The sequence below is a fragment of the Kineococcus anabasis genome (assembly GCF_054590795.1).
Genome location: NZ_BAAIHU010000005.1, coordinates 1 through 22,962 on the forward strand (window position 1 = coordinate 1; position 22,962 = coordinate 22,962).

The 22,962-nt window shown below is 77.1% G+C and carries 26 protein-coding genes; 13 read left to right on the forward strand and 13 right to left on the reverse strand.

Annotated features, from left to right (window positions below):
* Window positions 1-783 (reverse strand): CYTH domain-containing protein (locus tag ACYQBY_RS08130; RefSeq protein WP_459643354.1); only part of this gene is annotated, 783 nt, incomplete at its 3' end.
* Window positions 784-1,082: 299 nt separating this feature from the next.
* On the opposite strand from ACYQBY_RS08130, the gene ACYQBY_RS08135 reads away from it, so the two are divergent.
* From ACYQBY_RS08135 to ACYQBY_RS08150, 4 genes are read left to right on the forward strand one after another with little or no spacing between them, the layout of a single operon-like run.
* Window positions 1,083-2,180: a Gfo/Idh/MocA family protein gene (locus ACYQBY_RS08135; protein ID WP_459643355.1), complete on the forward strand. Its 1,098-nt coding sequence runs from the start codon at window positions 1,083-1,085 to the stop codon at window positions 2,178-2,180.
* A complete protein-coding gene (locus tag ACYQBY_RS08140) occupies window positions 2,177-3,097 on the forward strand; it encodes a DUF6807 domain-containing protein (protein WP_459643356.1) in 921 nt (306 codons plus the stop codon). The genes ACYQBY_RS08135 and ACYQBY_RS08140 overlap by 4 nt, the downstream gene beginning before the upstream one ends.
* Entirely contained in the window at window positions 3,094-3,840 is a 747-nt protein-coding gene (locus tag ACYQBY_RS08145) for a cupin domain-containing protein (protein WP_459643357.1), read from the forward strand. The genes ACYQBY_RS08140 and ACYQBY_RS08145 overlap by 4 nt, the downstream gene beginning before the upstream one ends.
* A 15-nt stretch (window positions 3,841-3,855) precedes the next feature.
* Entirely contained in the window at window positions 3,856-4,710 is an 855-nt protein-coding gene (locus ACYQBY_RS08150; protein ID WP_459643358.1) for a shikimate 5-dehydrogenase, read from the forward strand.
* A 169-nt stretch (window positions 4,711-4,879) separates the two neighbouring features.
* Here the strand turns inward: ACYQBY_RS08150 and ACYQBY_RS08155 are convergent, their stop codons facing one another.
* Both ACYQBY_RS08155 and ACYQBY_RS08160 read right to left on the reverse strand, forming a co-directional pair.
* On the reverse strand, window positions 4,880-5,410 hold the full coding sequence (locus ACYQBY_RS08155) for a DUF6584 family protein (RefSeq protein WP_459643359.1): 531 nt from the start codon (window positions 5,408-5,410) through the stop codon (window positions 4,880-4,882).
* Window positions 5,411-5,711: 301 nt separating this feature from the next.
* Window positions 5,712-5,972, reverse strand: a complete 261-nt coding sequence (locus ACYQBY_RS08160) for a glutaredoxin domain-containing protein (RefSeq protein WP_459643360.1) — start codon at window positions 5,970-5,972, stop codon at window positions 5,712-5,714.
* A 268-nt stretch (window positions 5,973-6,240) separates the two neighbouring features.
* On the opposite strand from ACYQBY_RS08160, the gene ACYQBY_RS08165 reads away from it, so the two are divergent.
* The gene (locus tag ACYQBY_RS08165; protein WP_459643361.1) at window positions 6,241-6,702 is read left to right on the forward strand and encodes a hypothetical protein; all 462 of its coding nucleotides are present in this window, start codon (window positions 6,241-6,243) and stop codon (window positions 6,700-6,702) included.
* A 66-nt stretch (window positions 6,703-6,768) separates the two neighbouring features.
* On the opposite strand, the gene ACYQBY_RS08170 is transcribed toward ACYQBY_RS08165, so the two are convergent.
* The 7 genes from ACYQBY_RS08170 to thiM all read right to left on the reverse strand — a co-directional run bounded on the left by ACYQBY_RS08170 (window position 6,769) and on the right by thiM (window position 12,502).
* Window positions 6,769-7,518, reverse strand: a complete 750-nt coding sequence (locus ACYQBY_RS08170; RefSeq protein ID WP_459643362.1) for a response regulator transcription factor — start codon at window positions 7,516-7,518, stop codon at window positions 6,769-6,771.
* Window positions 7,505-8,764 (reverse strand): sensor histidine kinase, encoded by a 1,260-nt coding sequence (locus ACYQBY_RS08175; RefSeq protein ID WP_459643363.1) that lies wholly within the window; start codon window positions 8,762-8,764, stop codon window positions 7,505-7,507. Before ACYQBY_RS08175 ends, ACYQBY_RS08170 begins: the two co-directional genes overlap by 14 nt.
* Window positions 8,749-9,315 carry a hypothetical protein gene (locus ACYQBY_RS08180; RefSeq protein ID WP_459643364.1) on the reverse strand — a complete coding sequence of 189 codons (567 nt, stop codon included), beginning with the start codon at window positions 9,313-9,315 and terminating at the stop codon, window positions 8,749-8,751. The genes ACYQBY_RS08175 and ACYQBY_RS08180 overlap by 16 nt, the downstream gene beginning before the upstream one ends.
* Before the next feature lie 103 nt (window positions 9,316-9,418).
* A complete protein-coding gene (locus tag ACYQBY_RS08185) occupies window positions 9,419-10,135 on the reverse strand; it encodes a TenA family protein (protein WP_459643365.1) in 717 nt (238 codons plus the stop codon).
* On the reverse strand, window positions 10,132-11,034 hold the full coding sequence (gene thiD, locus ACYQBY_RS08190) for a bifunctional hydroxymethylpyrimidine kinase/phosphomethylpyrimidine kinase (protein WP_459643366.1): 903 nt from the start codon (window positions 11,032-11,034) through the stop codon (window positions 10,132-10,134). Before thiD ends, ACYQBY_RS08185 begins: the two co-directional genes overlap by 4 nt.
* Entirely contained in the window at window positions 11,031-11,675 is a 645-nt protein-coding gene (gene thiE / locus ACYQBY_RS08195) for a thiamine phosphate synthase (protein WP_459643367.1), read from the reverse strand. The genes thiD and thiE overlap by 4 nt, the downstream gene beginning before the upstream one ends.
* A complete protein-coding gene (gene thiM, locus ACYQBY_RS08200) occupies window positions 11,672-12,502 on the reverse strand; it encodes a hydroxyethylthiazole kinase (RefSeq protein ID WP_459643368.1) in 831 nt (276 codons plus the stop codon). Before thiM ends, thiE begins: the two co-directional genes overlap by 4 nt.
* Before the next feature lie 218 nt (window positions 12,503-12,720).
* Here thiM and ACYQBY_RS08205 point away from each other — a divergent pair, with 218 nt between their 5' ends.
* Window positions 12,721-13,176 (forward strand): DUF4383 domain-containing protein, encoded by a 456-nt coding sequence (locus tag ACYQBY_RS08205; RefSeq protein ID WP_459643369.1) that lies wholly within the window; start codon window positions 12,721-12,723, stop codon window positions 13,174-13,176.
* A 38-nt stretch (window positions 13,177-13,214) separates the two neighbouring features.
* On the opposite strand, the gene ACYQBY_RS08210 is transcribed toward ACYQBY_RS08205, so the two are convergent.
* The gene (locus ACYQBY_RS08210; protein WP_459643370.1) at window positions 13,215-13,625 is read right to left on the reverse strand and encodes a hypothetical protein; all 411 of its coding nucleotides are present in this window, start codon (window positions 13,623-13,625) and stop codon (window positions 13,215-13,217) included.
* Window positions 13,626-13,757: 132 nt separating this feature from the next.
* On the reverse strand, window positions 13,758-14,528 hold the full coding sequence (locus ACYQBY_RS08215) for an LmeA family phospholipid-binding protein (protein ID WP_459643371.1): 771 nt from the start codon (window positions 14,526-14,528) through the stop codon (window positions 13,758-13,760).
* 158 nt (window positions 14,529-14,686) lie between these two features.
* Between ACYQBY_RS08215 and ACYQBY_RS08220 the strand changes: the two genes are divergently transcribed.
* From ACYQBY_RS08220 to trxA, 6 genes are all read left to right on the forward strand, one after another.
* Window positions 14,687-15,514, forward strand: coding sequence for a hypothetical protein (locus tag ACYQBY_RS08220; RefSeq protein ID WP_459643372.1), 828 nt, complete (start codon window positions 14,687-14,689; stop codon window positions 15,512-15,514).
* Window positions 15,511-17,109, forward strand: coding sequence for a sensor histidine kinase (locus ACYQBY_RS08225; RefSeq protein ID WP_459643373.1), 1,599 nt, complete (start codon window positions 15,511-15,513; stop codon window positions 17,107-17,109). The genes ACYQBY_RS08220 and ACYQBY_RS08225 overlap by 4 nt, the downstream gene beginning before the upstream one ends.
* Window positions 17,106-17,768, forward strand: coding sequence for a response regulator transcription factor (locus ACYQBY_RS08230; RefSeq protein WP_459643374.1), 663 nt, complete (start codon window positions 17,106-17,108; stop codon window positions 17,766-17,768). The genes ACYQBY_RS08225 and ACYQBY_RS08230 overlap by 4 nt, the downstream gene beginning before the upstream one ends.
* Window positions 17,769-18,081: 313 nt before the next feature.
* Window positions 18,082-19,107 (forward strand): helix-turn-helix transcriptional regulator, encoded by a 1,026-nt coding sequence (locus ACYQBY_RS08235; RefSeq protein WP_459643375.1) that lies wholly within the window; start codon window positions 18,082-18,084, stop codon window positions 19,105-19,107.
* A 119-nt stretch (window positions 19,108-19,226) separates the two neighbouring features.
* Window positions 19,227-19,871 (forward strand): DinB family protein, encoded by a 645-nt coding sequence (locus ACYQBY_RS08240; protein WP_459643376.1) that lies wholly within the window; start codon window positions 19,227-19,229, stop codon window positions 19,869-19,871.
* Between the two features lie 63 nt (window positions 19,872-19,934).
* Complete coding sequence (trxA, locus tag ACYQBY_RS08245) at window positions 19,935-20,399, forward strand: thioredoxin (RefSeq protein ID WP_459643377.1); 465 nt, start codon at window positions 19,935-19,937, stop codon at window positions 20,397-20,399.
* 88 nt (window positions 20,400-20,487) lie between these two features.
* Here the strand turns inward: trxA and ACYQBY_RS08250 are convergent, their stop codons facing one another.
* Window positions 20,488-21,807: an extracellular solute-binding protein gene (locus tag ACYQBY_RS08250; protein ID WP_459643378.1), complete on the reverse strand. Its 1,320-nt coding sequence runs from the start codon at window positions 21,805-21,807 to the stop codon at window positions 20,488-20,490.
* Between the two features lie 213 nt (window positions 21,808-22,020).
* Here ACYQBY_RS08250 and ACYQBY_RS08255 point away from each other — a divergent pair, with 213 nt between their 5' ends.
* Window positions 22,021-22,947, forward strand: a complete 927-nt coding sequence (locus ACYQBY_RS08255) for a DHH family phosphoesterase (protein ID WP_459643379.1) — start codon at window positions 22,021-22,023, stop codon at window positions 22,945-22,947.
* Window positions 22,948-22,962 lie beyond the last annotated feature (15 nt).

The following is a 22,962-nucleotide window of genomic DNA, read 5'->3' on the forward strand; positions in this document are numbered from 1 at the left end:
GGCCACCCGCATCTTGTGGACGCTGTCGGGGGCGTCGAGGCGGACCTGCGGGTCCTGCGCCACGATCTGCTCGACCTGCTCGGCGAGGTGGGCGAGGACCACGTCACCGGCGGAGGACTTCGGCGACAGGGGCTTGGTGCGCGGCGCCTCGGCGGGCGCGCCGGTGTCGAGGACCCGGGCGAGCTTGGAGCCGGAGGCCGAGGGCTGGACACCGGCGGCGCGCAGCACGGAGTCCACGGCGGTGAGGAACGCGGGCTCGCCGTCGACGAGCTCGACCTCCAGCTCGCGCCACTCCTGCGCGGCGCCGGCCGCGTCCCCGCTGCCCTCGATCTGGAGGAGGCGGCGGGCCTGGACGTGGTCGTCGGCGACGAGGGCGAGCACCCGGGCGTCGGCGTCGAGGAGCTTGCGCTCGCTGCGGCGGGTGGCGATCGTCGCGACGGGCACGAGGGGCGCGCCGCCCGTGCGGGTCCACACCATGTTCTGCAGCTGGGCCGGGACGAGCTTCGTGGCGCGCCCGAGCGGCAGGCGGACCTCCTGGCGGGCCCCGTCGGGGGCGGGCAGCTTCAGGTGCCAGCCGGCGTCGGTGCCGCCCTTGCGGCGGCGCAGGGTGATGCGGGCGGCGGCGAGGGCGTGGTCGGCGGTGTCGAAGTAGGTCGCCTCGAGGCGGTGCTCCGCGGCCGCGCCCTCGAAGACCTGCTGCTCAGGGAGCTGCGTCAGGTCCGGCAGCTCGGTGGCGTCGTCCAGGTCGTACTTCAGCTCGAGTTCGCGGTGGGAGGCTGGCATGGGACATGACTACCAGCATTAGGTGAACAGAGCCCCAAGAAGTGGCACCGGGGACGAGGTTCCGGACGCGGAACACCGCTCCTGCTACGCCACGGGATCCGGTGACCGCGCACAGCGACGACGGACGGAGCCGGGACCGTCCCGAGCCGTGCGCGCCGTCCGGTCCCGGCGACCGCGAGCCGCCACCCGCGGCACCGGGATCCGTCCTTGACGCCGGGCGCCGCGCGGGACGACGATGGTAAGCGCTTACCGACGGCGTGGCCATCCCGGCGCAGCGCCGCGAAGACGCGGGAGGAACCGTGCCCAGCCCTGTCGAGCCCACCGAGAGGATCCGCGTCGCCGTCGTCGGCGCGGGCGCCATCGCCGAGGGCGGCCACCTGCCGGCGTACCGCGCCTTCGCCGACGAGGTGGAGGTCGTCGCCGTCGTCGACGTCGACCCCGAGCGGGCCCGCTCCCTCGCCGAGCGCGCCGGCGTCCCCGCCCACGGCACCGACCTCGCCACCGTGCTGCGCGAGCAGCGCCCGCACCTGGTCTCCGTCTGCACACCGCCCGGCGCGCACCGCGAGGCCGTCACCGCGGCCCTGGGCGCCGGCGCCTGGGTGTGGTGCGAGAAGCCCCCGGCCCTCAGCCTCGCCGAGTACGACGAGATGGCCGCCGCCGAGGGCGAGGACGGCCCCTACGCCGCCTACGTCTTCCAGCAGCGCTCCGGCTCCGCCTCCCGCGCCCTGCGCGAGCAGATCTCCGTGGGCGAGCTCGGCCGCCCGCTCGTCGCCGTCTGCCACACCCTCTGGTACCGCGACACCGCCTACTACGAGGTGCCGTGGCGGGGCCGCTGGGCCACCGAGGGCGGCGGCCCGGCCATGGGCCACGGCATCCACCAGATGGACCTGCTGCTGTGGCTGATGGGCGAGTGGGAGGAGGTCAGCGCCCTCACCGCCACGCTGGTGCACGACGTGGAGACCGAGGACGTCTCCACCGCGCTCGTGCGGTTCTCCTCCGGGGCGCTCGCCACCGTCGTCAACAGCGTCCTGTCCCCGCGGCAGGAGAGCTACCTGCGCTTCGACCTCACCGACGCCACCGTCGAGGTCTCCCACCTCTACGGCCACTCCAACGACGACTGGACCTGGACGCCCGCCGCGCACGTCACCGACGCGGAGCGCACCGCCGCCTGGCGCCCGGCGGTGGACGAGCCCAGCTCCCACACCGCGGCGCTGCGCGACGTGCTCGCCGCCCTGCGCAAGGGCGAGCGCCCGCCGGGCAGCGGCCCCGACGGCCGCCGCAGCCTGGAGCTCGTCGCGGGCCTGTACCAGTCCGCCGCCGAGCGCCGGCCCGTGCGCCGTGACGAGCTGGTGCCGGGCAACCCCTTCCACGCCGCGATGCACGGGGGCCGGGCGTGAGCGCCCCCACCGCCACCGCCGCCCTCGCGCTCGACGACGGCACCGCCGGCCGCCTCGTGGTGCGCGCCGGGGACGTCCCGCTCGCCACCTACGTCCACGACGGCGACATGCCCGCCTTCGAGGCGCCCAAGCCGTACCTGCACCCCCTGCGCACCCTCTCCGGGGCGGTCGTCACGGCCTACCGCCCGCACGACCACCGCTGGCACAAGGGCCTGCAGATGACCGCGACCCACGTCTCCGGGCAGAACCTGTGGGGCGGCAACACCTACGTCCACGGCCGGGGGTACGTCCCGCTCGACAACGTCGGCAGCATGCGCCACGACGCCTTCCGCGCGGTGGACGCCGGCGACGACGCCGTGGAGGTGTCCGAGCGGCTGACGTGGCTCACCGCGGACGGGCGGGAGTGGGCCGAGGAGGACCGCGGCCTGCGGTTCTGGGGCGTGGACACCGCCCGCGGGCTGTGGGTCCTCGACGTGGCCACCGACGTGCGCAACACCCGCGGCGAGGAGCTCGCCCTGGGCAGCCCCACCACGAACGGCCGGGAGAACGCCGGGTACACCGGCTGGTTCTGGCGCGGCCCGCGCGGTTTCACCGGCGGCACGGTCACCACCCCCGACGGCGCCGGGGCCGGCGCCATGGGCACCACCTCCCCGTGGCTGGCGTACGCGGGGCAGCACGACGAGGTCGACGGGGGCGCGACGCTGCTGTTCTGCGCCGGGTCCTCCTCGGCGGACGTGCCGCTGCGGTGGTTCGTGCGCAACGACCCCTTCCCCGCCGTCGCGCCGTCCTTCGCGTTCTCCGAGGAGGTCGTCCTCGCCCCCGGGGAGACCCTGCGGCTCCGGCACCGCCTCGTCGTCGCCGACGGGCTGCTGGAGGAGGACGCGGTCCGCGACCTCGCCGCGGAGTTCGTGCTGTGACCTCCCCCGGGGTTCCGGGGCTGCCCGAGTTCCCCGGCGCGGTCGGCCTCAGCGGGCTGGACGTCTACCCCTGGCAGGCCGCCGACGGGCTGTACGGCGGCTCCCCGCACGTGCACACCTGCTGCTCGGAGTGCTACGTCGTGGTCGCCGGCTCCGGTGAGCTGCACACCCTCACCGCCACCGGGGCGCAGCGCACCCCGCTCGCCCCCGGCGACGTCGTGTGGTTCACCCCCGGCACCGTGCACCGCGCCGTGGACCTCGGTGGCCTGCGCGTCGTCGTCGTCATGGAGAACTCCGGCCTGCCCGAGGCGGGGGACGCCGTCATGACGTTCCCGCCGCAGCACCTGGCGAGCCCGCAGGCCTACGCGGCCGCCGCCTCGCTCACCGGCCCGGACGGCACCCCCTCGGCGGAGCGGGCCAGGGCGCGGCGCGACCTGGCCGTCGCCGGGTACGCGGAGATCCTGCGCCGCACCGAGGCAGGGGACCCGGCAGCCGTGCGGGAGTTCCTCGACGCCGCGGCGGCGCTCGTGCGGCACCGCGCCCCGGAGTTCCGGCGCCGCTGGGAGGCCGGGGCCGCCGCCTCGGCCGCCGCGACGGCCGCGCGCATCGACGCCCTGGAGGGCGGGGACGGCTCGCACCTGGCGGAGGGACGGGTCAGCCGGCTGCCCCGGCAGGACGCGACGCTCGGGATGTGCGGGTTCCTCTCGGCGTACGACCCGGCGCGCCGGGGGGCGCACTCGTAGGGCAGGCTCGGGCGGGTGACGATCCCGCCCGGAACCTCCCCCGCCGACGCCCGCGTCGCGCTGCCCTCGAAGGACACGCGGCTGTGCATCTCCCTGGCGGCGCGCCCCAGCAACCTCGGCACCCGGTTCCACAACTTCCTCTACGCCGAACTGGGCCTGGACCTGCTCTACAAGGCGTTCACCACGACCGACCTGCCCGCCGCGATCGCCGGGGTCCGGGCGCTGGAGATCCGCGGGTGCAGCGTGTCCATGCCGTTCAAGGAGGACTGCCTGGCCCTGGTGGACACCGTGGAACCCTCCGCGGAGGTCATCCGCTCCGTCAACACGATCGTCAACGACGACGGCCACCTCACCGCCTCCAACACCGACTACACCGCGGTCGCGGAGCTGCTGCGCACCCACGAGGTGCCCGTGGACGGCGCGTTCGCGGTGTGCGGCAGCGGCGGCATGGCCAAGGCCGTCGTCGCCGCCCTGCGCGGTGCGGGGTTCGGGGAGGGCACCGTCGTCGCCCGCAACGAGGCCACCGGCCGGGCGCTGGCGGAGCAGTACGGGTACGCGTGGGCGCCGTCGGTGGGCGACCTGCGGCCCCGCCTCCTGGTGAACGCCACCCCCGTCGGGATGGCGGGCGGCGCGGGCGCGGAGGACCTGCCCGTACCGGCCGCGGTCGTCGACGCCGCCGAGACGGTGTTCGAGGTCGTGGCCGTGCCCGCCGAGACCCCGCTGCTGCGCCGCGCCCGCGAGCGCGGCCTGCGCACCGTCACCGGCGTGGAGGTGCAGGCGCTGCAGGCCGCGGAGCAGTTCGCCCGCTACACCGGGGTGCGCCCCACCCCCGAGCAGGTCCGGCGGGCCTCGGAGTTCTCGCGCTCGTGAACCCCGGCCCGCGCCGCGGCGGGCTCCCCGCGAGCGGCGCGGGGACGTTCCGCGCGCGACACGCCGGTGTCGCCCGGCGGAACGTCCCCGCACCGGGCGCCTCCCCGCGGGAGGGGGACGTTCCGCCCCCGACGCGCCGGTGTCGCGCGGCACGACGTCCCCGCCGGGCTCAGCCGGACAGCGAGGCGAGGAACCGCAGCACCACGCGCACGCCGTCGACCACGCCCACCAGGAACAGGGCGAGCAGCGCGAGCAGTCCCGCCACCACGAGGCGCTCGCCCCGGTCCGGTCCCGCGGGCGGGGACCAGCGGCCCTGCGCGAGCGCTGCGCAGGTCAGCCCCGCCCTGCCCGTCTCCTGCCGGGCCCGCTCCAGCAGCTCCTCCAGCCGCGCCCGGGCCGTGCCCGTCGCCGCCGCCCGGGGCGCCTCCCGCCACGCCAGCGCACGCATCCGGTCCACCGCCGACGGGGTGGCGTCCTCGAACGCCGCGACCTCCGCGGGGTCGCGCCCGTCGGACAGGTAGTCCCAGCGGCCGGCCTGCACCCGGTCGCCCAGTCTGCGGTGGGTGTCCGCGAGGCGTGCGCGCAGGTCGAGGCGCGCGGGGTACGTCGACACGAGACCGCGCAGCCGCTGCTGCGCCTTCTCCACGTCGCCCGCCGCCAGTTCCGCCTCGACCCGCTGCAGGGTCCCCTCGATCGCCACGGCGCCACCGTGCGCGAGCGGGAGGGTTGCGGTCCAAGGGTTTTCACCCGCCCGGCGCAGCAGCCGGCGGGGACGTCGCGCGCCCGACACGCCGGTGCCGCCCGGCACGACGTCCCCGCGCCGCGCGCCACCCCGCGGGAGGGGGACGTTCCGCGCCCGACACGCCGGTGTCGCCCCGCGCAACGCCCCCGCCTCACCCGCGCACAGCCCGGGCGGGGACGTCGTGCGCGCGACACGCCGGTGTCGCCCGGCACGACGTCCCCGCCCAGCGGTCGCCCGCGCTCGCGACCCGGGCCCGCCCCTACCGCCCGCGCAGCAGCGCCACGACCTCGCGGCCACCGGGGTTCGTCAGCGTCGCCGACCCCACCCGCACGGTGGGCACCGTCTCGTCGCCGCCGTTGACGGAGCGCACGAACTCGCGCGCCTCCTCGTCCTCCCAGATGTTGCGCCAGGTGGCCCGCACCCGGCGCAGCCCCAGGTCCACGCGCAGCCGCGTGCAGAAGGGGCACCCGGGCCGCCAGAACACCTCGACCTGCGGCGTCGTGGACTCCTGCGTCCTCATGGCCGGACGCTACGCCGGGCCCGGCGCGAGGTCGAGACCCCGGCGCGCCGGGGTCCGGGGTGGGGACGTCCGCGACCGCGGTCGCACCACGGGGGACGCGGCGACCCGCGGCGCCCGTCATCCCCGCGGACGAGGCGCAGGGCGCGCGTACCGCGGGGTGATGACGCCAGGTTGTCCGTTTCCGGAGGACGCGCTGCGCGCCGCGTCGGAGCACGCTCGTCGTACCACGCCAGCCGGTCCACCGGCTGCCAGACCAGGAGGTCACACGATGTCCGACAAGGGATCCGGGAACCGTTCCGCGGCCCGTCGCCCGTCCGCCCGCAGGGCGCTCGCGCTGCTGCCGGCGGCGCTCGCGACCGCCGGCCTGCTCGCCACCGCACCGGCCGCGTCGGCCGCGGTGACGGACGCGGTGCTGCAGCAGCAGGACCACGACAGGCTGCAGAACGGCAAGCACTCCGCGACGTTCGTCACGTACGACCGCGGGCAGAACCAGGTGACGGGGTTCTCCACGGTGGGCACGCCGTTCTGGTTCCACGGGGCACGCAACGACTACACGATCACCCTGTGGGCGAACGGGCAGGCGGTCTGGTCCCACACCAGCGGCCTCACCGCCTGCGCCCTCACCGACCCCTCGTGCGGGAGCACGGTGACGGGCTTCTTCAACGTGCCGGTCAGCCCCGACCTCGCCGCCACCGTCTCCACCATCACGGTCGAGAACCATCTGCGCTGAACCACGGCACGGCGCCGGTGGAACTCCTCCGGCGCCGTGCCGTCAGCGGGACCGCGGCTGCCCGGCTCACGGCCGCCGTGCCGGCGCGGGACGCTCGCCGGGACGCACCAGACCGCTGTGGAAGGCGATGGCGACGGCCTGGGCCCTGTCGCGCGCGCCCAGCTTCAGGAGCACCCGGGCGATGTGGGTCTTCGCGGTGGCCTCGGAGACCGTCAGCCTCGTGGTGATGTCCGCCGTGCCGCACCCCTGGGCCAGCAGGACCAGGACCTCCCGCTCCCGCGGCGTGAGCTCCGGCAGCGGGGTGTGCTCGCCGGGCGGCGGCTGGCGCGGTTGGCTGCGCAGTTCGCGCAGCACGTGGCCAGCGACGGCCGGGTCCAGCCACGTACCGCCCCCGGCGACCGTCCGCACGGCGGTCACGACGTGCTCCGTGGGGGCGCTCTTGAGCAGGTAGCCCGATGCCCCGGCGCGCAGCGCGGCCACCACCGCCTCGTCGTCGTTGAAGCTGCTGAGCACCAGCACCCGCACGGCCTCGGGTCCCTGCCCGCCGGAGTCGTCGGCGGCGAGGACCCTGGTGACCGCGACCCCGTCGAGCACAGGCATCCGCAGGTCGACCACCGCCACGTCGGGCCGCAGCCGGCGCACCAGCTCCAGCAGGCCGGCGCCGTCGCCGGCGCCGCCGAGGACGTCGAGGTCCGCCTCGCTCTCCAGGATCATCGACAGGCCCTCGCGGACGAGCGGCTCGTCGTCGGCCACCACCACCCGGATCCGCCGCCCCGGTGCGCCGCCGGCCGGGGCCGGCCCGTCAGCGGCGGGCACGGTCGGCCTGTGGGCGGGCGGGCACGGTGGCGGGTGGCCCGGGAGCCTCGGACAGCGGCAGCGTCGAGGTCACCGCGAAGGCACCCCCGTCCTCCGCGCCGGCCTGGAACCGGCCGCCCACCGCGCGGACCCGCTCCGCCAGCCCGAGCAGCCCGTGCCCCGTCGACCCCGTGGCCACCCGACCGGCGGGGGCGACCCGGTTCCGCACCCCCACCAGGAGGTCGTGCTCCTGCCAGGTGAGCTGCACGTGCACCGGCTCACGCGGATCGCCGTAGCGGAGCGCGTTGGTGAGCGATTCCTGCAGGACCCGGTAGGCCGCCAGCTCCCCGCTGGGGTCCAGACTCCGCGGGGTGCCGTGCACCGACACCTCCAGTTCGACGCCGCTCTGGCGGACCCGGGCGAACAGCGCCCCGAGGCCGTCCAGTCCGGGTCCCGGCTCCTGCACCGGGGCCGGCTCGGCACCGGTGCCGTGCAGCAGCCCCAGCATCCGGTGCAGCTCGCTGACCGCCTGCCGTCCCAGCTCCCCGACCTGTGCGAGCGCCCGCTCCGCCCGCTCCGGGTCGCTGCGGACCACCCGTGACGCGCCCGTCGCCTGGAGGGCCATGAGGCTCACGGCGTGGGCGACGATGTCGTGCAGCTCCCGCGCGATCCGCGCCCGCTCGGCGGCCACCGCCCGCGCCGCCTCCTCCTGCCGGCGTCGTTCGAGGTCGCGCAGCGCCCGGGTGCTGGACCCGCGGTAGCGGCCGGTGGCCACGATCCCTGCCGTGACCACGAGCAGGAGGACGGCGGTCACGACGAGCGTGTCGGCGCGCTCGTGCGGCACTGCCGCACCCACCTCCCGCCACACCAGCAGGGAACCGGGCAGCACCATCGCGGCGCAGGCGGCGGCCAGGACCCTCCACCCGCTGCGCGCGGCGAGGAGGTACAGGGCGCCCCACAGGCCCATCGTGGGCCGGTAGCCCGTCGTGAGGGCCAGCGCGGCCGACGACGCCGCCCAGACCAGGACGAACACCGGCAGCGGGTGCCGGCGGCCGGCCAGCAGCGGCACGGTGCACGTCAGCGCCAGCGCGGCGACCAGCAGGGGCAGCAGCCTCCCCCGCACCACGACGCCCTCGGCGTGCGGCTCGTGGAAGAGGATCAGGTCCAGGGCGAGCAGCACCGCGACGAGGACGAGGTCCCGCCACGCCGGGGACCCCCGCGCGCCGTGCGACCGGCGCGGGGTGGGGCTGCTCAGCCGCAACCGCACTTGGGGCTCAGCAGGCAGAACGGGTTGATCCACCCCGGCGGGAAGGTGGGCAGCAAGGTGGTGCGGACCATCGCGAGGCGCTGCACCGACTCCAGTTCGCCCACCCGGGCGAGCAGTTCGGCGTGCGGCTGCCCGCGCAGGCCCGCGGGGACGACCCCGGCGTCCTCCAGGGCCGCCCACACGTCGGTTCCCGCGGCGAGGGCCTCGTCGAGGACCGCGGGCTCGAAACACCTGCCCGCGCCGCCCCGGTACAGCGGCCCGGTCAGGCGCAGGACGGCCACCGCCCCGCCCGGGTCGTCCGCCAGGCCCAGCTCGTGCGCGCCCCGGACGGTGAGCCGCTGCACGGGTGGCCCCGCCGCACCTCCCGGGCCGGGCTCGTCGCCGGCGGCGGCCAGCACCTCCAGGCGTTCGCCGCCGTGCAGCCAGTCGAGCGGGCCGTGTGCCACCACGACGTCGACGTCGAGCGCGACCGCCCACGCCAGGTGCCCCTCCACGGGGTCGGCGGCCGTGCCCCGCTGCACGGAGACCGCTCCCACCACCTGTGTCTCCATGTGCGGCTCCCCCGTCGGCCCGGCACGGCTACGCCCGTCCATAGTGGCCCGCCCCACCCGCGCAGGACAGCCCCGCGCCGGTGCGGATCCGGCCGGGCCTCCCTCAGACGGGGCGGCTCAGGTCCAGGTCGTCCAGGGGGTGCGCCCACGCCTCCAGGTCGAACGCCGACTGCCAGAACAGCAGCTCGTACCGGGTGGCGATCGCGAACGCCCGGTGCATGGCGCGGCGCTCGGCGGGCGAGGCGTCCCACGCCGCGGCGTCCACGAGCTCCCGCGCGGTGTGCACGGACTGCTGGAACTCCTCCGCGTCGTACGTGGCGACCCAGCGGGCGTACGGGTGCTCGCGGTCCGCGTCGAGGACCCCGCGCGCGGTGCGGGCCAGGCGGCTGCCGACCTCGGCGTACACCCAGTAGCAGGGCAGCACCGCCGCCGCGGCCACCGGGTACGGCTCCGTGGCGGCCGTCGCGACGAGGTACGAGACGTACGCCAGGCACGCCGGGGAGTGCTCGGGCTCGGCGGACCTCGCCGGGGGCAGCCCTCCGCCGGAGAGCAGGTCGGCGTGCAGGGCGCTCTCCACCACCGTGGTGGTGCGCGCGGAGCCCGCCCAGAACGCCACCGCCTCGGGGCCGGGGGCGCGCACGGCGAGCAGCGCCAGCGCCCTGCCGTACCCCGAGAGGTACAGCGCGTCCTGCTCCAGGTACTGGCGGAACGCCTGCGGGGGGAGGGTGCCCTCCCCGAGCTGGGCGAGGAACTCCAGGCCGTCGATGGCCTTGCGCAGGTCCGTGGTGGCCGCCCACAGCTCGTTCGTGAAGCGCGTCATGCCCGTTCCTCCCGTGCCATCCCCTGAGAACCCTCCACCACGCGCACGCCGCCCGCACCCGCGGGCTGCGCCGGACCGCCCGCAGGCCACCACCCGTGGAAGTGGTGCACCGGGCCGTGCCCGTGACCGACCCCCAGGTGCCGCCCCGCCAGCAGCGCGGAGTGCAGGTAGCCGCGCGCCTCGTCGACGAGCCCGAACCAGTCCCCGTCCACCGGCGCGCCCCGCACCGCCGCCAGCGCCGCCACCGCGGAGGACAGCGTGCAGCCCGTGCCGTGGGTGTGCGGGGTGTCCACCCGCTCCCGCTCCACCAGGCGCGTGCCGCCCGGCCCGGCCAGCACGTCCACGCTGCGGGGGCCGGCGCCGTGCCCGCCCTTGAGCAGCACCGCCCGCGCGCCCCGGCCCACCAGCTCCTCCGCCTGCGCCACCGCCCCGTCGAGGTCCCGCGCCGGCTCCCGGCCCAGCAGCACCGCCGCCTCGGGCACGTTCGGGGTGAGGAGGTCCGCCAGGGGCAGCAGCTCCCGGGTGATGACCCCGACGGCGCCGTCGTCGAGGAGGCGGTCGCCGCTCGTGGCGACCATCACCGGGTCGAGCACCACGGGCCCGGCGCCGCGCCCCGCGAGCACCTGCGCCACGGTGCGCGCCAGCGGCGCCGTCCCCAGCATGCCGATCTTGGTGGCGTGCACGGTCACGTCGTCGAGGAGGGTGTCGAGCTGCTGCCGCAGGAACTCCGGCGGCACCAGGTGCACGGCCGCCACCCCGCGCGTGCTCTGCGCGGTGAGGGCGGTCAGCACGGCCGTGCCGTAGGCCCCGAGGGCGCTGAACGTCTTGAGGTCGGCCTGCACGCCCGCGCCGCCGCTGGGGTCGCTGCCGGCGACGGTGAGGGCGACGGGCGTGCTCACGAGGGACCTCCGGGCAGCAGCGAGCGGGCGGCGGCCGCGGGGTCGGGGGCGGCGCAGACCGCGGACACCACGCAGAGCCCCGCGACGCCGGTGGCCCGCACCGCGGCGGCGTTGCGGGCGTCGATCCCGCCGATGGCGACGCACGGCAGGGTGGTCGCGGCGACGACCTCCCGCAGTCCGTCGAGGCCGAGGGGCTCCGCCGCGCCGGGCTTGGTGTCCGTGCGCCACACCGGGCCCACCCCGAGGTGGTCGACGGTCCCGGCGGGCAGGCGCTCCGCGGCGAGCGCCTGCGCGACGGTGGAGACGGACAGCCCGAGGAGCACGCCCGGGCCGAGCAGGGCGCGGACCTCCTGCGCGGGCAGGTCGTCCTGACCGACGTGCACCCCGTCGGCCCCGGCGAGGAGGGCGACGTCCACGGCGTCGTTCACGACGACCGGGACGCCGGTGCCGGCGAGGGCGGCCTGCACCGCGCGCACCAGCGCCAGCAGCTCCCGGCGGGAGGCGTCCTTGTCGCGCACCTGCACGGCCGTGGCCCCACCGGCGACCGCGGCGGCCACCACGTCCGGCACACCCCGCCCACCGCACAGGTGGGTGTCGGTGACCACGTACAGGGACAGGTCCGCGCCGCGCGGGCGGCTCACGACAGCCTCGCCCCGGCACGCACCGCGTCACCGTCCACCGCGTCGAGGGCGTCCAGCCACGCCACGGCGAAGCTGCCCGGCCCGCCGCAGACCTGCGCGGCGACCTCCCCGGCGAGCCCGACGTGCACGTGGGCGGCGACGGCCGCCAGGAGCGGGTCGGCCGTCACGGCGGTGTAGGCGGCGGTCACGGCGCCCAGGGCGCAGCCGGCCCCGGTGGTGCGGGTCAGCAGCGGGTGCCCGCCGCTGACGCGCACGGTGCGGGTGGCGTCGACGAGGACGTCCACCTCCCCGGAGACGGCGACGACGCCGCCGGTGCGCCGGGCCAGCTCCCGGGCCGCGCCGAGGGCGTCCTCGCCGGTGGCGGTGGAGTCCACGCCGCGCCCGCCCGCCCCGGCGCCGGCCAGGCCGAGCACCTCCGAGGCGTTGCCGCGCACGACGGCGGGGCGGTGCACCAGCAGGTCCCGCGCCAGCCGGGTGCGGAACTCCAGGCCCCCCACCGCCACCGGGTCCAGCACCCACGGGGTGCCGTGCCGGTCGGCGGACCCCGCGGCCAGGACCATCGCGCGGGCGCCGTCGTCCGTGGGGGTGCCGACGTTGACGAGGACCGCCGAGGCGAGCGCCGCGAACGCCCCGGCCTCGTGGGGGTTGTCGACCATCGCGGGCGAGGCGCCCACGGCGAGCAGCGCGTTGGCGGTCAGGGTGGTCACGACGCTGTTCGTGAGGCACTGCACGAGGGGCTGCTGCTGCGCCACCGCCTCCCGGGCCCGCGCGACGGCGTCGGCGGTGACCGCGCCCGGGGTCCCGGCCCGCGCCTCGTCGGCAGCCATGCGGCGACATCCCTTCGTCAGCACTGCCTGCGTCAGCTCCGGTGGGTGTGGTCCCCGTCCGGTGGGCACCCCGTGCCAGCGGCGCACCGTAGCAGGCGGCCCGCGGCCCGGCGGGGGGTCGTTCCGGCGCGCGGCACGGCGGGGTTTCGGCGCGCCCGCACAGGGCAACTCCCCGGGGGGCCACCGGAACGACCGGGGTGCACGAGCGGAGGTCGTCGATGAGTCTGAACATGTCCGGGCGGGCCACGACGGACCTGCCCGCGAGGACGGCGGGGCAGTGGATGTCCCTGGTCGTGGGGGCGGCGTTCCTGCTCGCCGGGGTCGTCGGCTTCTTCATCACCGGGTTCTCGGACTGGACCGGGCACGACCACGGCAAGCTGCTCGGCTTCACGATCAACCCGCTGCACAACCTCGTGCACGTGCTGGGCGGCGCGCTGGGGATCCTGGCGTGGACGAAGCCCGGGCTGGCGCGGGCGTACGGGGTGTTCCTGCTCGTGGGGTACGGCGCGGTGCTGTTCCAGGGCATCGCCTCGGCGGACGACCCGGCGATGGACGTGCTGAACCTCAACCAGGCCGACAACGTCCTGCACGGGGTGACGGCGGTGACCGGGCTGGTCATCGCGCTCGTCCCGACCCGCACCCCGCGGCGCCCCTCGACCGCCGAGCTGGCCTGAGGGCCCTCCGGGCCGGTGCCCGCCCGCGCGGGCGGACCTCAGAGGTGCGAGTGCAGCCCGGCGAGGACCTGCGCCAGGATCTCGCGGCTGGCGGGCGTGACGGGCGCGGTGATCGACGGCCTGCCGTCCGGCCCCGCCGCGGGCGGCTGGAACGGCGGCGGCAGCGCGGGCACGTCCTCCGGTGCGGGCACGTCCTGCGCCGAGGGTGCGGGGAGCGGCGCGACGACGTCCCGGCGGGGCAGCGGCAGGGTCCGCGCGGGCCCGCTGGCCGGGGGCACGGGCAGCACCGGGGGCACGGGAGGCAGGGCGCGGGGGCCGCGGCGCTGCGCGGCCACGACGACGGCCACCACCGCCACGAGCGCCACCGCGACCCCGAGCCGGAGGGCACCGCGCCCGCGTCCCCGCCCGCCCTGCGGTCGCGGGAACCCCGACGCGTCGCCCAGCCTCATGGCGCCCGAGGGTAGGTGACCCGTGGCGGGGGCGGAAACGCACGACGGCGCCGCTGGACCGTCCGGACGGCCCCGGCCACGGAAGCGGGACAGGACGTGGACGCAGGGTCAGCGAGCGGTGTCAGCGAGAGGTCAGCGCGGGGGCAGGACGAGGGTGGCGGGGTCCACGGACGCGGTGACGAGCAGCCCGCCGGCCGCGACCCGCACCTCCCGCGGCCGCACCTGCGCGGGCAGTCCGGGCAGGGGCACGACCACCCGCTCCACCGCGGCGCCGGCCCCGGCCGCCCGGGCGAGACGGCGCAGCTCGGCGAGGCCGACCTCCTGCCCCGCGGCCGAGGCCGACACCGGGGTGAGGACGAGCACGTCCCCGTCGAGGGCGGGGTCGAGGACGAGCGACAGCGGCAGGGTCCGGCCCAGCGCCCGCAGCTCGGTGGTGGCGCGCAGGTCCTGCCCGGCCGCGCCCAGCCGGACGTCGAGCCCCTCCGCCCGGGTGCGCTGCTCCAGGGCGGCGTAGGGCAGCAGCGCGCGGACGGTGCCGCCGCCGGCGCTGACCCTGCCGCCGCGGCCGAGGAGCACGTCGCGGGGCACGCGCACGTCGCGCAGCCGGACCTGCACGTCCTGCGCCGTCAGGCCCTGCTGGGTGGCCTCGGCGGCGGTGACGTCGACGTGCGCGAAGGAGCCGGCCAGGAGCTGCCGGAGGAAGGAGCCCGCGGGGAAGGCGACGTCCGGGGTGGCGGGCAGCGCCGCCTCCCGGCGGACCTGGGCGGCGACGGTGCGCTCGGCCCAGGACCGGGCCGCCCCGTCGGCGAGCACGGCGGCGACGGCGAGCACCACGAGGACGGCCACGGCGGACACCAGCCCGCGGCGGCGCCGTCCGGTCCTGCGGCCTGCCGGTGCGTCCACCCACGGATTCGAGCACAGATCGGGCCGCTCCCCTCGTCCGGACCTCTTTCGTCACCACCCGTTCGGGCGCTGTGACGGTGGGTATGGAGAACCGCCGGATGAGAGCCTTCTCATCGGTGTCTCACGGAAGTCGCGGGCTCGACGGGGAGCTAGAGGACATGAAGAACTCGACGAAGCTCAGCCTGGTGGGGGCCGCCGCGGCGGTCGTGACCGCCGCCGGTGTCGGCGCGACGTACGGCAGCCCGCCCGATGTCGACCTCGGCGGTCCGGTCGTGATGGTGGCCGGGTCCTCGGACCCCTCCGCCCCTGCTCCCACGGACTCCCCCACCCCGACCACCACGGCGTCGCCCGGGGACGTGGAGACGGTGCCCGCGGACCCGCCGCAGGCGCTGCCCGGCGCGTCCGCGGAACCCACCTCCGCCCCTTCCCCGACCTCCACCGGGGAGCCGGGTGGGCAGCCCGCTCCCACGCCGACCGTTGACGACGACGAGAACGGGGCGCCGCAGGGCAGGGCCGTGGGCCGGCCCGACCGGGTGCCCGGCCCTCCGCCCTGGGCGCCCGGCCCTCCGCCCTGGGCGCCCGGCGCCCCGGCCGGGGTCCCGGTCGGCCCTCCGCACCCCGTGCCCGTCGGCCCCCCCGCCGAGCGCGGGGACGAGGGCGATGACGGAGGCGAGGTCCGGGAGGACGAGGCCCGGGGGCAGGTGGAGGCCCGGCCGAAGCCGAAGCCGAAGCCGAAGCCGAAGCCGAAGCCGGTCCAGGAGGCCCGTCCCGAGGCCCCGCGCGAGGCCCGTCCCGAGGCACGCCGGGAGGCTCCGGCGCGGGTGGCCGCGCCGGAGGAGCGTCGGGAGGCGCGCGAGGACCGGCGTGAGGACCGGCGCCAGGACCGCGAGGACCGGCAGGACGACCGGCGCGGCGCCCAGGGCGACGGCGACGGCGGTGGCGGCCAGGGCGACGGGGGCCGGCCCGGGGGCCCGCGCGGGCGATGACGGTCCACCCCCTGCGCCGGCGGGCGTCCGCGGCGATCCCGGCGAGCGGTCCCGCAGCGGCGTGGCGCGGGCTCACCTCCGCGCCCGCCGCGCTGGGGGCCGCGTCCAGGCGGGCCGCGCGCCGCACCGCGGAACCGGTGCGGCGCCGCGTCCGGGAGGCCACGTCCCGTCTGCGCCGGGGGGCGCGCACGGTGCGGGTGCGGATGCTGCTGGCGGTGGTGCTGACCGCGGTGACGGGCACGGCGCTGGAGGGGACCGTGTCACACCTCGTACAGGTCGACGCCGCCCAGCGCCGGATGGACGCCTCGCTGCGGCAGGAGGTGGACGCGCTGCGGGTGCTGGCCGGCGACGGGGTGGACCCGGCCACCGGCGCGCGCTTCGCCTCGGTGGACCGGCTGCTGCGCAGCGCCGTCGCGGGGCACGTCGCCGAGGAGGGCGAGAGCTGTCTCGCCCTCCTCGACGGGCGGGCGGCCTACCAGCCCGCCGCGCAGCCGTTCACGCTCACCGGTTCACCGGCCGTCCTGGAGCTGGCGCGCTCGCTGCGCGCCGGCTCCCCGGCCGTGGTGCGCACCGTGCCCGGCGCCGGAGGGGACCTGCGGGTGGCCGCCGTCCCGGTCGCGCTGCCCGGCTCCGACCAGCTCGGCGTGTACGTCGTGGCGCACAGCGTGGACGCGCACCTGCGGGGTGTGCGGGAGGGCTCCCGCACCTCCGCGGTCGTGGCCCTCGGCGCGCTGCTGTTCATGACGGCCGTGGGCTGGGTCGTGATCGGGCGGCTGCTGCGCCCGCTGGAGAGGTTGCGGGCCACCGCGCTCGGCGTCGGGGCGGAGGCGCTGACCCGCCGCAGCCCCGTGGACGGCGACGACGACGTCGCGGACCTCGCGCGCAGCTTCAACGGGATGCTGGACCGCCTGGAGGAGGCGTTCGCCACGCAGCGGCAGTTCCTCCAGGACGCCGGGCACGAGCTCCGGACCCCGCTGACGATCATCAGCGGGCACCTGGAGGTGGTGGACCCCGCCAGCCCGGACGACGTGCGGGAGACCCGCGACCTGGTGCTCGACGAGGTGGAGCGGGTCGGGCGCCTCGTGGACGACCTGTCCGTGCTCGCCAGCGCCCGCCGCCCCGACTTCCTGACCCCGCGCACGGTGGACGTCGCACACCTCGTCGAGGAGACGGCCGGGAAGGCGGTGGCGCTGGGGGAACGGCGCTGGCTGGTGGAGGCCCGCGCGGACGTGCGGGTGGAGGCGGACCCGCAGCGGCTGGCGCAGGCGCTGCTGCAGCTGGTGTCCAACGCGGTGAAGTTCACCTCCCCGGGGGACGTGGTGGCGCTCGGCAGCGCGGTGCGGGGGCACGAGCTGCACCTGTGGGTGCGCGACAGCGGCCCGGGGGTGGCGCCGGAGGACCACCGGCGCATCTTCGAGCGGTTCGGGCGGGCCACGGCCGGGCGCGGGGTGGAGGGCTCGGGGCTGGGCCTGGCGATCGTGTCGTCCATCGCCGAGGCGCACGGCGGCACGGTGCGGCTGGACAGCCGCCCGGGGGCCGGCGCCACCTTCACCCTGGTGCTGCCGCTGTGGCCCGTCGCCGGGGAGCAGCCGTGACCCACGTGCTGATCGCGGAGGACGAGGACCGCATCGCCTCCTTCCTGCAGAAGGGCCTGCGCGCGAACGGGTTCGCCACGACCGTCGCGGGCAGCGGCCGGCGGGCGCTGGACCTGCTGGCGGTGGAGCCGTTCGACCTGGTCGTCCTCGACCTCGACCTGCCGGAGCTGGACGGGTTCACCGTGCTGCGCAGGCTGCGGCAGTCCCGCAACGACGTGCCCGTGGTGGTGCTCACGGCCAGCGGCACGGTGACGGACACGGTCGCGGCGCTGGAGGGCGGGGCCGACGACTACATGACCAAGCCGTTCCGGTTCGAGGAGCTGCTGGCGCGGGTCCGGCTGCGGCTGCGCGCGAGCCGCGCCCCGGAGGCGACGGTGCTGCGCGCCGGGGACCTGGCGCTGGACCTGCGCACGCGCAGCGCGAGCGTCGCGGGCCGGGCGGTGGAGCTGTCCAGCCGGGAGTTCTCCCTCGCGGAGACGTTCCTGCGGCACCCCGGGCAGGTCCTCTCCCGCGAGCAGCTGCTGAGCGCGGTGTGGGGGTACGACTTCGACCCGGGCTCGAACGTGGTGGACGTCTACGTGCGCTACCTGCGCCGCAAGCTGGGCGTGGAGCGGCTGGAGACGGTCCGCGGGATGGGCTACCGGCTGCGGCCGGGCTGACGCACGGGAGCGCCACCCCCCACCCCCACCCCGCCCATCTCCGGGTTTCGGCGCACCACCCCACCCCGCACCCCGCCCATCTCCGGGTTCCGGCGCACCACCCCACCCCCCACCCCGCCCATCTCCGGGTTCCGGCGCACCACCCCACCCCCCACCCCGCCCATCTCCGGGTTTGGGCGCGGGGCGGGGCGGGGCGCGGCGCCGCGCGGCGCAAGGCGGCGCAAGGCGGCGCAAGGCGGCGCAAGGCGGCGCGGGGCGGCGCGGGGCGCGGGCGCGGCGCCGCTCGGCGCGGGGCGGGTGGGACCGTGGTGCCGTGCGCGCCGGCCGGCTGCTGACCATGACGATGCTGCTGCAGACGCGGCAGCAGATGACGGCGCGCGAGCTGGCGGAGCGGCTGGAGGTCTCCGAGCGCACGGTGCAGCGGGACGTGGAGGCGCTGCAGGCCGCCGGCGTGCCCGTGGTGTCCACCCGGGGCGTGGCCGGCGGGTACCGCCTGGCGCCCGGGTACCGCTCGGGGCTGACGGGGCTGTCGCCGCGCGAGGCGGAGGCGGTCGCGTTCCTCGGGCTGGCCGGCCCGGCGGGGGACCTGGGCCTGGCGGACGTGCTGGGCGGGGCGCGGCTGAAGGTGCTGGCGGGGCTGACGTCCGAGGGCCGCGAGCGCGCCGAGCACGTCGCGGGCAGGTTCCTGCTGGACACGGACCGCTGGTTCGGCGGCGCGGAGCCGGCGCCGGTGCTGGGCGCGCTGGCCGGTGCGCTGTGGGAGGACCGGCGGGTGCGGGTGCGGCACCGCCGCCGCGGGGAGGTGGTCGAGCGGGTGCTGGACCCGCTGGGGGTGGTGCTGAAGGGCGACTGGTACCTCGTGGCGCTGCGGGAGGGGGAGCAGCGCACGTACCGGGTCTCGCGCCTGGAGCACGTGGAGGTGCTGCCCGATCCGGTGCGCCGGCCGGCGGGGTTCGACCTGCAGGCGGCGTGGCGGGAGCACCGGGCGGGGTTCGAGCGCCGCCCGGTGGCGGTGCGGGTGCGGGTGCGGGCGGCGGAGGAGGCCCTGCCGTCCCTGCGCCGGGTGGCGGGGGCGGCGGCGCAGGGAGAGGTGCCGGTGCTGCCGCGGGACCTGCCGCGGGACGCGCGGGGGCGGGTGGAGGTGGAGGTGGGTTTCGACTCCGAGCGCTGGGCGGTGATGGCGCTGCTGGGTCTGGGCGCGGCGGTGGAGGTGCTGGAGCCGGCGGGGCTGCGGGCTGCGCTGGCGCGGGAGGTGCGCCTGCTGGCGGAGCTGTACGGCGGTGCCCCCGGAACAGCCCCCGGAACAGCCCCCGGGAACAGCCCCGGGGACGGCCCCTGAGGACAGCGCCGGGAGTGGGCGGAAGTGGGTACGAAAGGCGACAGATCCTGACGGGTTGCTCCCCTAGCGTGCGGAGCGCGACCCGCTGCGGGCCGCGTCCACGTCCTCCGGAGGAAGCCATGACCCAGACCACCACCCCGGGCAGCCCCGCCCCCGCCGCCCCGGCGCTACCCGACCCCCGCCCGCTCGCCGCGCTCGCCGTGCGGCACTTCGCCGCCCTGGTGGGCCGGGTGCCGGCCGACGCGTGGGGGCGCAGCACCGCCGGGCACGTCAGCGCGAGCGACCCGTCGGCCGACCTGACCCTGCGCCAGGTGCTCGGGCAGCACGCCTACGACGACGCGTGGATCCCCGCGATGCTCGCGGGCCGCACGATGGCCGAGGTCGGCGAGGACGCCTTCACCGGCGACCTGCTCGGGGACGACCCGGCGGGGCGCTCCGCCGCGCTGGCCGCCGCGGGCGAGGCCGCGATCGGGGAGGTGGCGGATCTCGGGCGCACGGTCCACTGCTCCTTCGGGGACTTCTCCACCGGGGACTACCTGTGGCAGGTCGTCGCCTTCCGGGGCCTGCGGGCGGTGGAGGTCGCCCGGTTCCTCGGCGAGGACGCGCAGCTGCCGGCGGAGCTCGTGGACGGGCTGACGGCGTACTTCCTGCTCAACGCGGAGCAGTGGCGCGAGTGGGGCGTCCTCGGCGCGGAGGTGCCGGCGCCGGAGGGTGCCACCGCCCAGGAGCGCCTCCTCGCCCTGACGGGGATCCGCCCCCGCTGAGGCACCCGGGAACGTCTGCGCACCCCCGGGAACGTCTGCGCACCGGAGGCGGTTGTGCCCCTCATGACGACTTCCGCCCTGACCCTGGAGACGCACGACGAGACGGTGCGCGACGGCATCGTGCTCATCGACTTCTGGGCGGCGTGGTGCGGCCCGTGCCGCCAGTTCGCCCCCGTCTTCGAGCAGTCCTCCGAGACGCACCAGGACATCAAGCACGTGAAGGTGGACACCGAGGACCAGCAGGAGCTGGCCGGGCGCTACGGCATCACCTCCATCCCCACCCTCATCGCCTACCGCGACGGCATCCCCGTGTTCGGCCAGCCGGGCGCGCTGCCGGGGCCGGCGCTGGAGGACCTCATCACGCAGATCCGCGGCCTGGACATGGAGCAGGTGCGAGCGCACTACGCGCAGATGCAGCAGCAGGCCGCCGCCCAGCAGGCCGAGCAGCAGCAGGCCGCCGAGGCCGCCGCGGCGGGGTTCAGCCGCTCCCCCGGCGTGCGGGCGGGCACGGACCCGACCGTCTTCTGACGCCCTCCCCCGGCTGACGGCCCGGGTCCGGGGGCGTGCGCGCACGGCGGCCGGGGTCGGGCGCCGCGGCCGGGGTGCCGCGGCGGGGTTACGAGGTGAGGACCGAGGCGATGCCGTCGGTGATGCGGCGCAGTGCGGTGGTGTCGTCCTCGGTGCCGCGGAACGCCTCGTCGAGGCGGTCGCGCAGCTCGGCGTTGACCGCGCCGAACCGCGGCAGGGCGACCTGCTCGACGAGCTCGGACCGGACGGCGCGGGCCTGCTCGGCGTAGAGCCGCACCAGGTCGGGCCGGACCGCGGGCTCGGGGGCGACCGGGTCCACGTCGGAGCGGGTGGGCAGCGCGGTCGTGGCGGCGCAGAACCGCGCCATCTGCTCGGCCCCCGCGCAGTAGGCGAGGAAGTCCAGGGCGGCGTCCTTGCGCTCGCCCGCCTCCACGGCGACGAGGGCGTTGCCGCCGAGGTCGGCGGAGGATCGCTCGCCGCGGGGCAGGAAGGTCGCGGTGTAGGGGAAGCCGGCGGCCTCGAAGGCGGGCAGGAGGGGGTTCCCGGCGAAGCACACCGCGACGGCCTGGCCGGCGAAGAGGTCCCCGGCCGCCTGCCCGCGCGTGGTGCCGGTGGGCGGCACGAGGTTCCGGTGGAACAGGTCGCGGGTGAAGGTGAGCGCCTCCAGCATGCCGGGGTCGTCCTCGGTGACGCCGGTGAGGTCGTCGGTGAGGAGCCTGCCCCCGGCCTGGTCGACGAAGTCGAGCCACCGGTAGGCCCCGCCGCCCTGCCAGTTCACCGCGACGGGCCAGGTGCCTGCGCGGGGGCTGCCGATGCGGGTGGCGACGTCGACGAACTGCTCCCAGGTCCAGGCGTCGTCGAGGGTGGCGGGCAGCCGGCCGATGCCGGCGGAGCGGGCGGCGTCGGTGTTGACGAGCAGCACCGAGGTGTCGGCGTGGTGCGGGATGCCGAAGGTCCCGTCCTCGTCGGTGACCGCGCCCCAGAACGCGGGCAGGAAGGCCGGCTCGAGGGACCCGGCGTCGGGCAGCTCCGCGAGGACGTCCTGCTGCCGGTACACGCCGATGTCGAGGTAGCTGACGCGGAACAGGTCGGGCGGGTCGGCGCCGCGCAGGCCGCTGTCGACGGCGGTGAGCACCTCGGAGCGGGGCACGACCCGCAGGCGGACGGGCGGGCCGCCGGCGGCCTCGAAGCCGTCGGCGAGGACCTGGAAGGCCCGTTCCTCGGCGTCGTCCGCCCAGGTGAGGAGGGTGAGCTGCCCCCGGGGGCCCGCTCCTCCGCCGGCCGCGCCCCCGCCGGCGGCGGAGGAGCGGCCGGCGGAGGGGGCGCTGCACGCGCCGAGCCCCGCCGCGGCGGCCGCGGCGCCGAGGAGGGCGCGGCGGCGGGGTCCGCGGGAGGGGGATCGGGACACGGCGGCACTCCGCTCGGAGGGGGTGGTTCGGACGCGGCGGGGAGGGGTGGCGCCAAGCTAACGGCGGCCGCGCCGCTCGGCCCGTCGAGCCGCGCGCTCCCGGCGCCGCCGTCGCGCCATCGCGCTAGCGTGTTCAAACCATTACCCTCTGTGGTGACGGTCTCGCCGCGGAGGACCACGGCGTGGGACCCGTGACGGCCCGAGGAGACCTTCGTGAAGTACCGGCTGGTGACCCGCAGCGACTTCGACGGCCTGGTGTGCGCCGTGCTCCTGCGCCACCTCGACATGATCGACGACATCACCTTCGTGCACCCCAAGGACGTGCAGGACGGCACCGTCGACGTCAGCGGGCGCGACATCCTGACCAACCTGCCGTACGCCCCGGCGGCGCACCTCGTCTTCGACCACCACCACTCCGAGACGCTGCGCACCGGCGGCGACGCCGCCAACCACGTCATCGACGCCGACGCGCCCTCCGCGGCACGCGTGGTCTACGACTACTTCGGGGGTGCCGAGCGGTTCCCGCAGGTCTCCGACGAGCTGATGCGCGCGGTGGACCAGGCGGACTCCGCGCAGTACAGCGAGCAGGAGATCCTCAAGCCCGAGGGCTGGACCCTCATGAACTACCTGATGGACAGCCGCACCGGCCTCGGCCGCTTCCGCGAGTTCCGGATCTCCAACTACCAGCTGATGATGCAGCTGATCGACGCGTGCATCGAGCACAACGAGGTCGACGAGATCCTCGCGCTGCCCGACGTGGCCGAGCGGGTGGAGCTCTACCGGGCGCAGGCCCCCCTCTTCGAGGAGCAGCTGCGGCGGGTGACGAGCCTGCACGGCGACGTGGCCCTGGTGGACCTGCGGGACGAGGAGACCATCCACGCCGGCAACCGCTTCATGGTCTACGCCATGTTCCCGCAGGCCCGGGTGTCCATCCACGCCATCTGGGGCCGGGGCAAGCAGAACACCGTCTTCGCGGTCGGCAAGTCGATCCTGGACCGCACCTCCCCCGTCGACATCGGCTCGGTGTGCCTGCGCTACGGCGGCGGCGGGCACCTGGCGGCCGGCACCTGCCAGGTGCCGCACGAGGACGCCGAGCGGGTCCTCGCCGAGGTCATCGAGGCGGTGCGCACCCCCCGCTGACCTCTCCGCCACCGC

Coding starts and splice junctions, on each gene's coding strand:
- ACYQBY_RS08185 (WP_459643365.1), bottom strand. CDS start 10,135: ATGACGCGCTTCACGAACGAGCTGTGGGCGGCCACCACGGACCTGCGC.
- ACYQBY_RS08225 (WP_459643373.1), top strand. CDS start 15,511: ATGACGGTCCACCCCCTGCGCCGGCGGGCGTCCGCGGCGATCCCGGCG.
- thiM (WP_459643368.1), bottom strand. CDS start 12,502: ATGGCTGCCGACGAGGCGCGGGCCGGGACCCCGGGCGCGGTCACCGCC.
- ACYQBY_RS08165 (WP_459643361.1), top strand. CDS start 6,241: ATGTCCGACAAGGGATCCGGGAACCGTTCCGCGGCCCGTCGCCCGTCC.
- ACYQBY_RS08205 (WP_459643369.1), top strand. CDS start 12,721: ATGAGTCTGAACATGTCCGGGCGGGCCACGACGGACCTGCCCGCGAGG.
- ACYQBY_RS08180 (WP_459643364.1), bottom strand. CDS start 9,315: ATGGAGACACAGGTGGTGGGAGCGGTCTCCGTGCAGCGGGGCACGGCC.
- ACYQBY_RS08160 (WP_459643360.1), bottom strand. CDS start 5,972: ATGAGGACGCAGGAGTCCACGACGCCGCAGGTCGAGGTGTTCTGGCGG.
- ACYQBY_RS08220 (WP_459643372.1), top strand. CDS start 14,687: ATGAAGAACTCGACGAAGCTCAGCCTGGTGGGGGCCGCCGCGGCGGTC.
- trxA (WP_459643377.1), top strand. CDS start 19,935: ATGACGACTTCCGCCCTGACCCTGGAGACGCACGACGAGACGGTGCGC.
- ACYQBY_RS08210 (WP_459643370.1), bottom strand. CDS start 13,625: ATGAGGCTGGGCGACGCGTCGGGGTTCCCGCGACCGCAGGGCGGGCGG.
- ACYQBY_RS08240 (WP_459643376.1), top strand. CDS start 19,227: ATGACCCAGACCACCACCCCGGGCAGCCCCGCCCCCGCCGCCCCGGCG.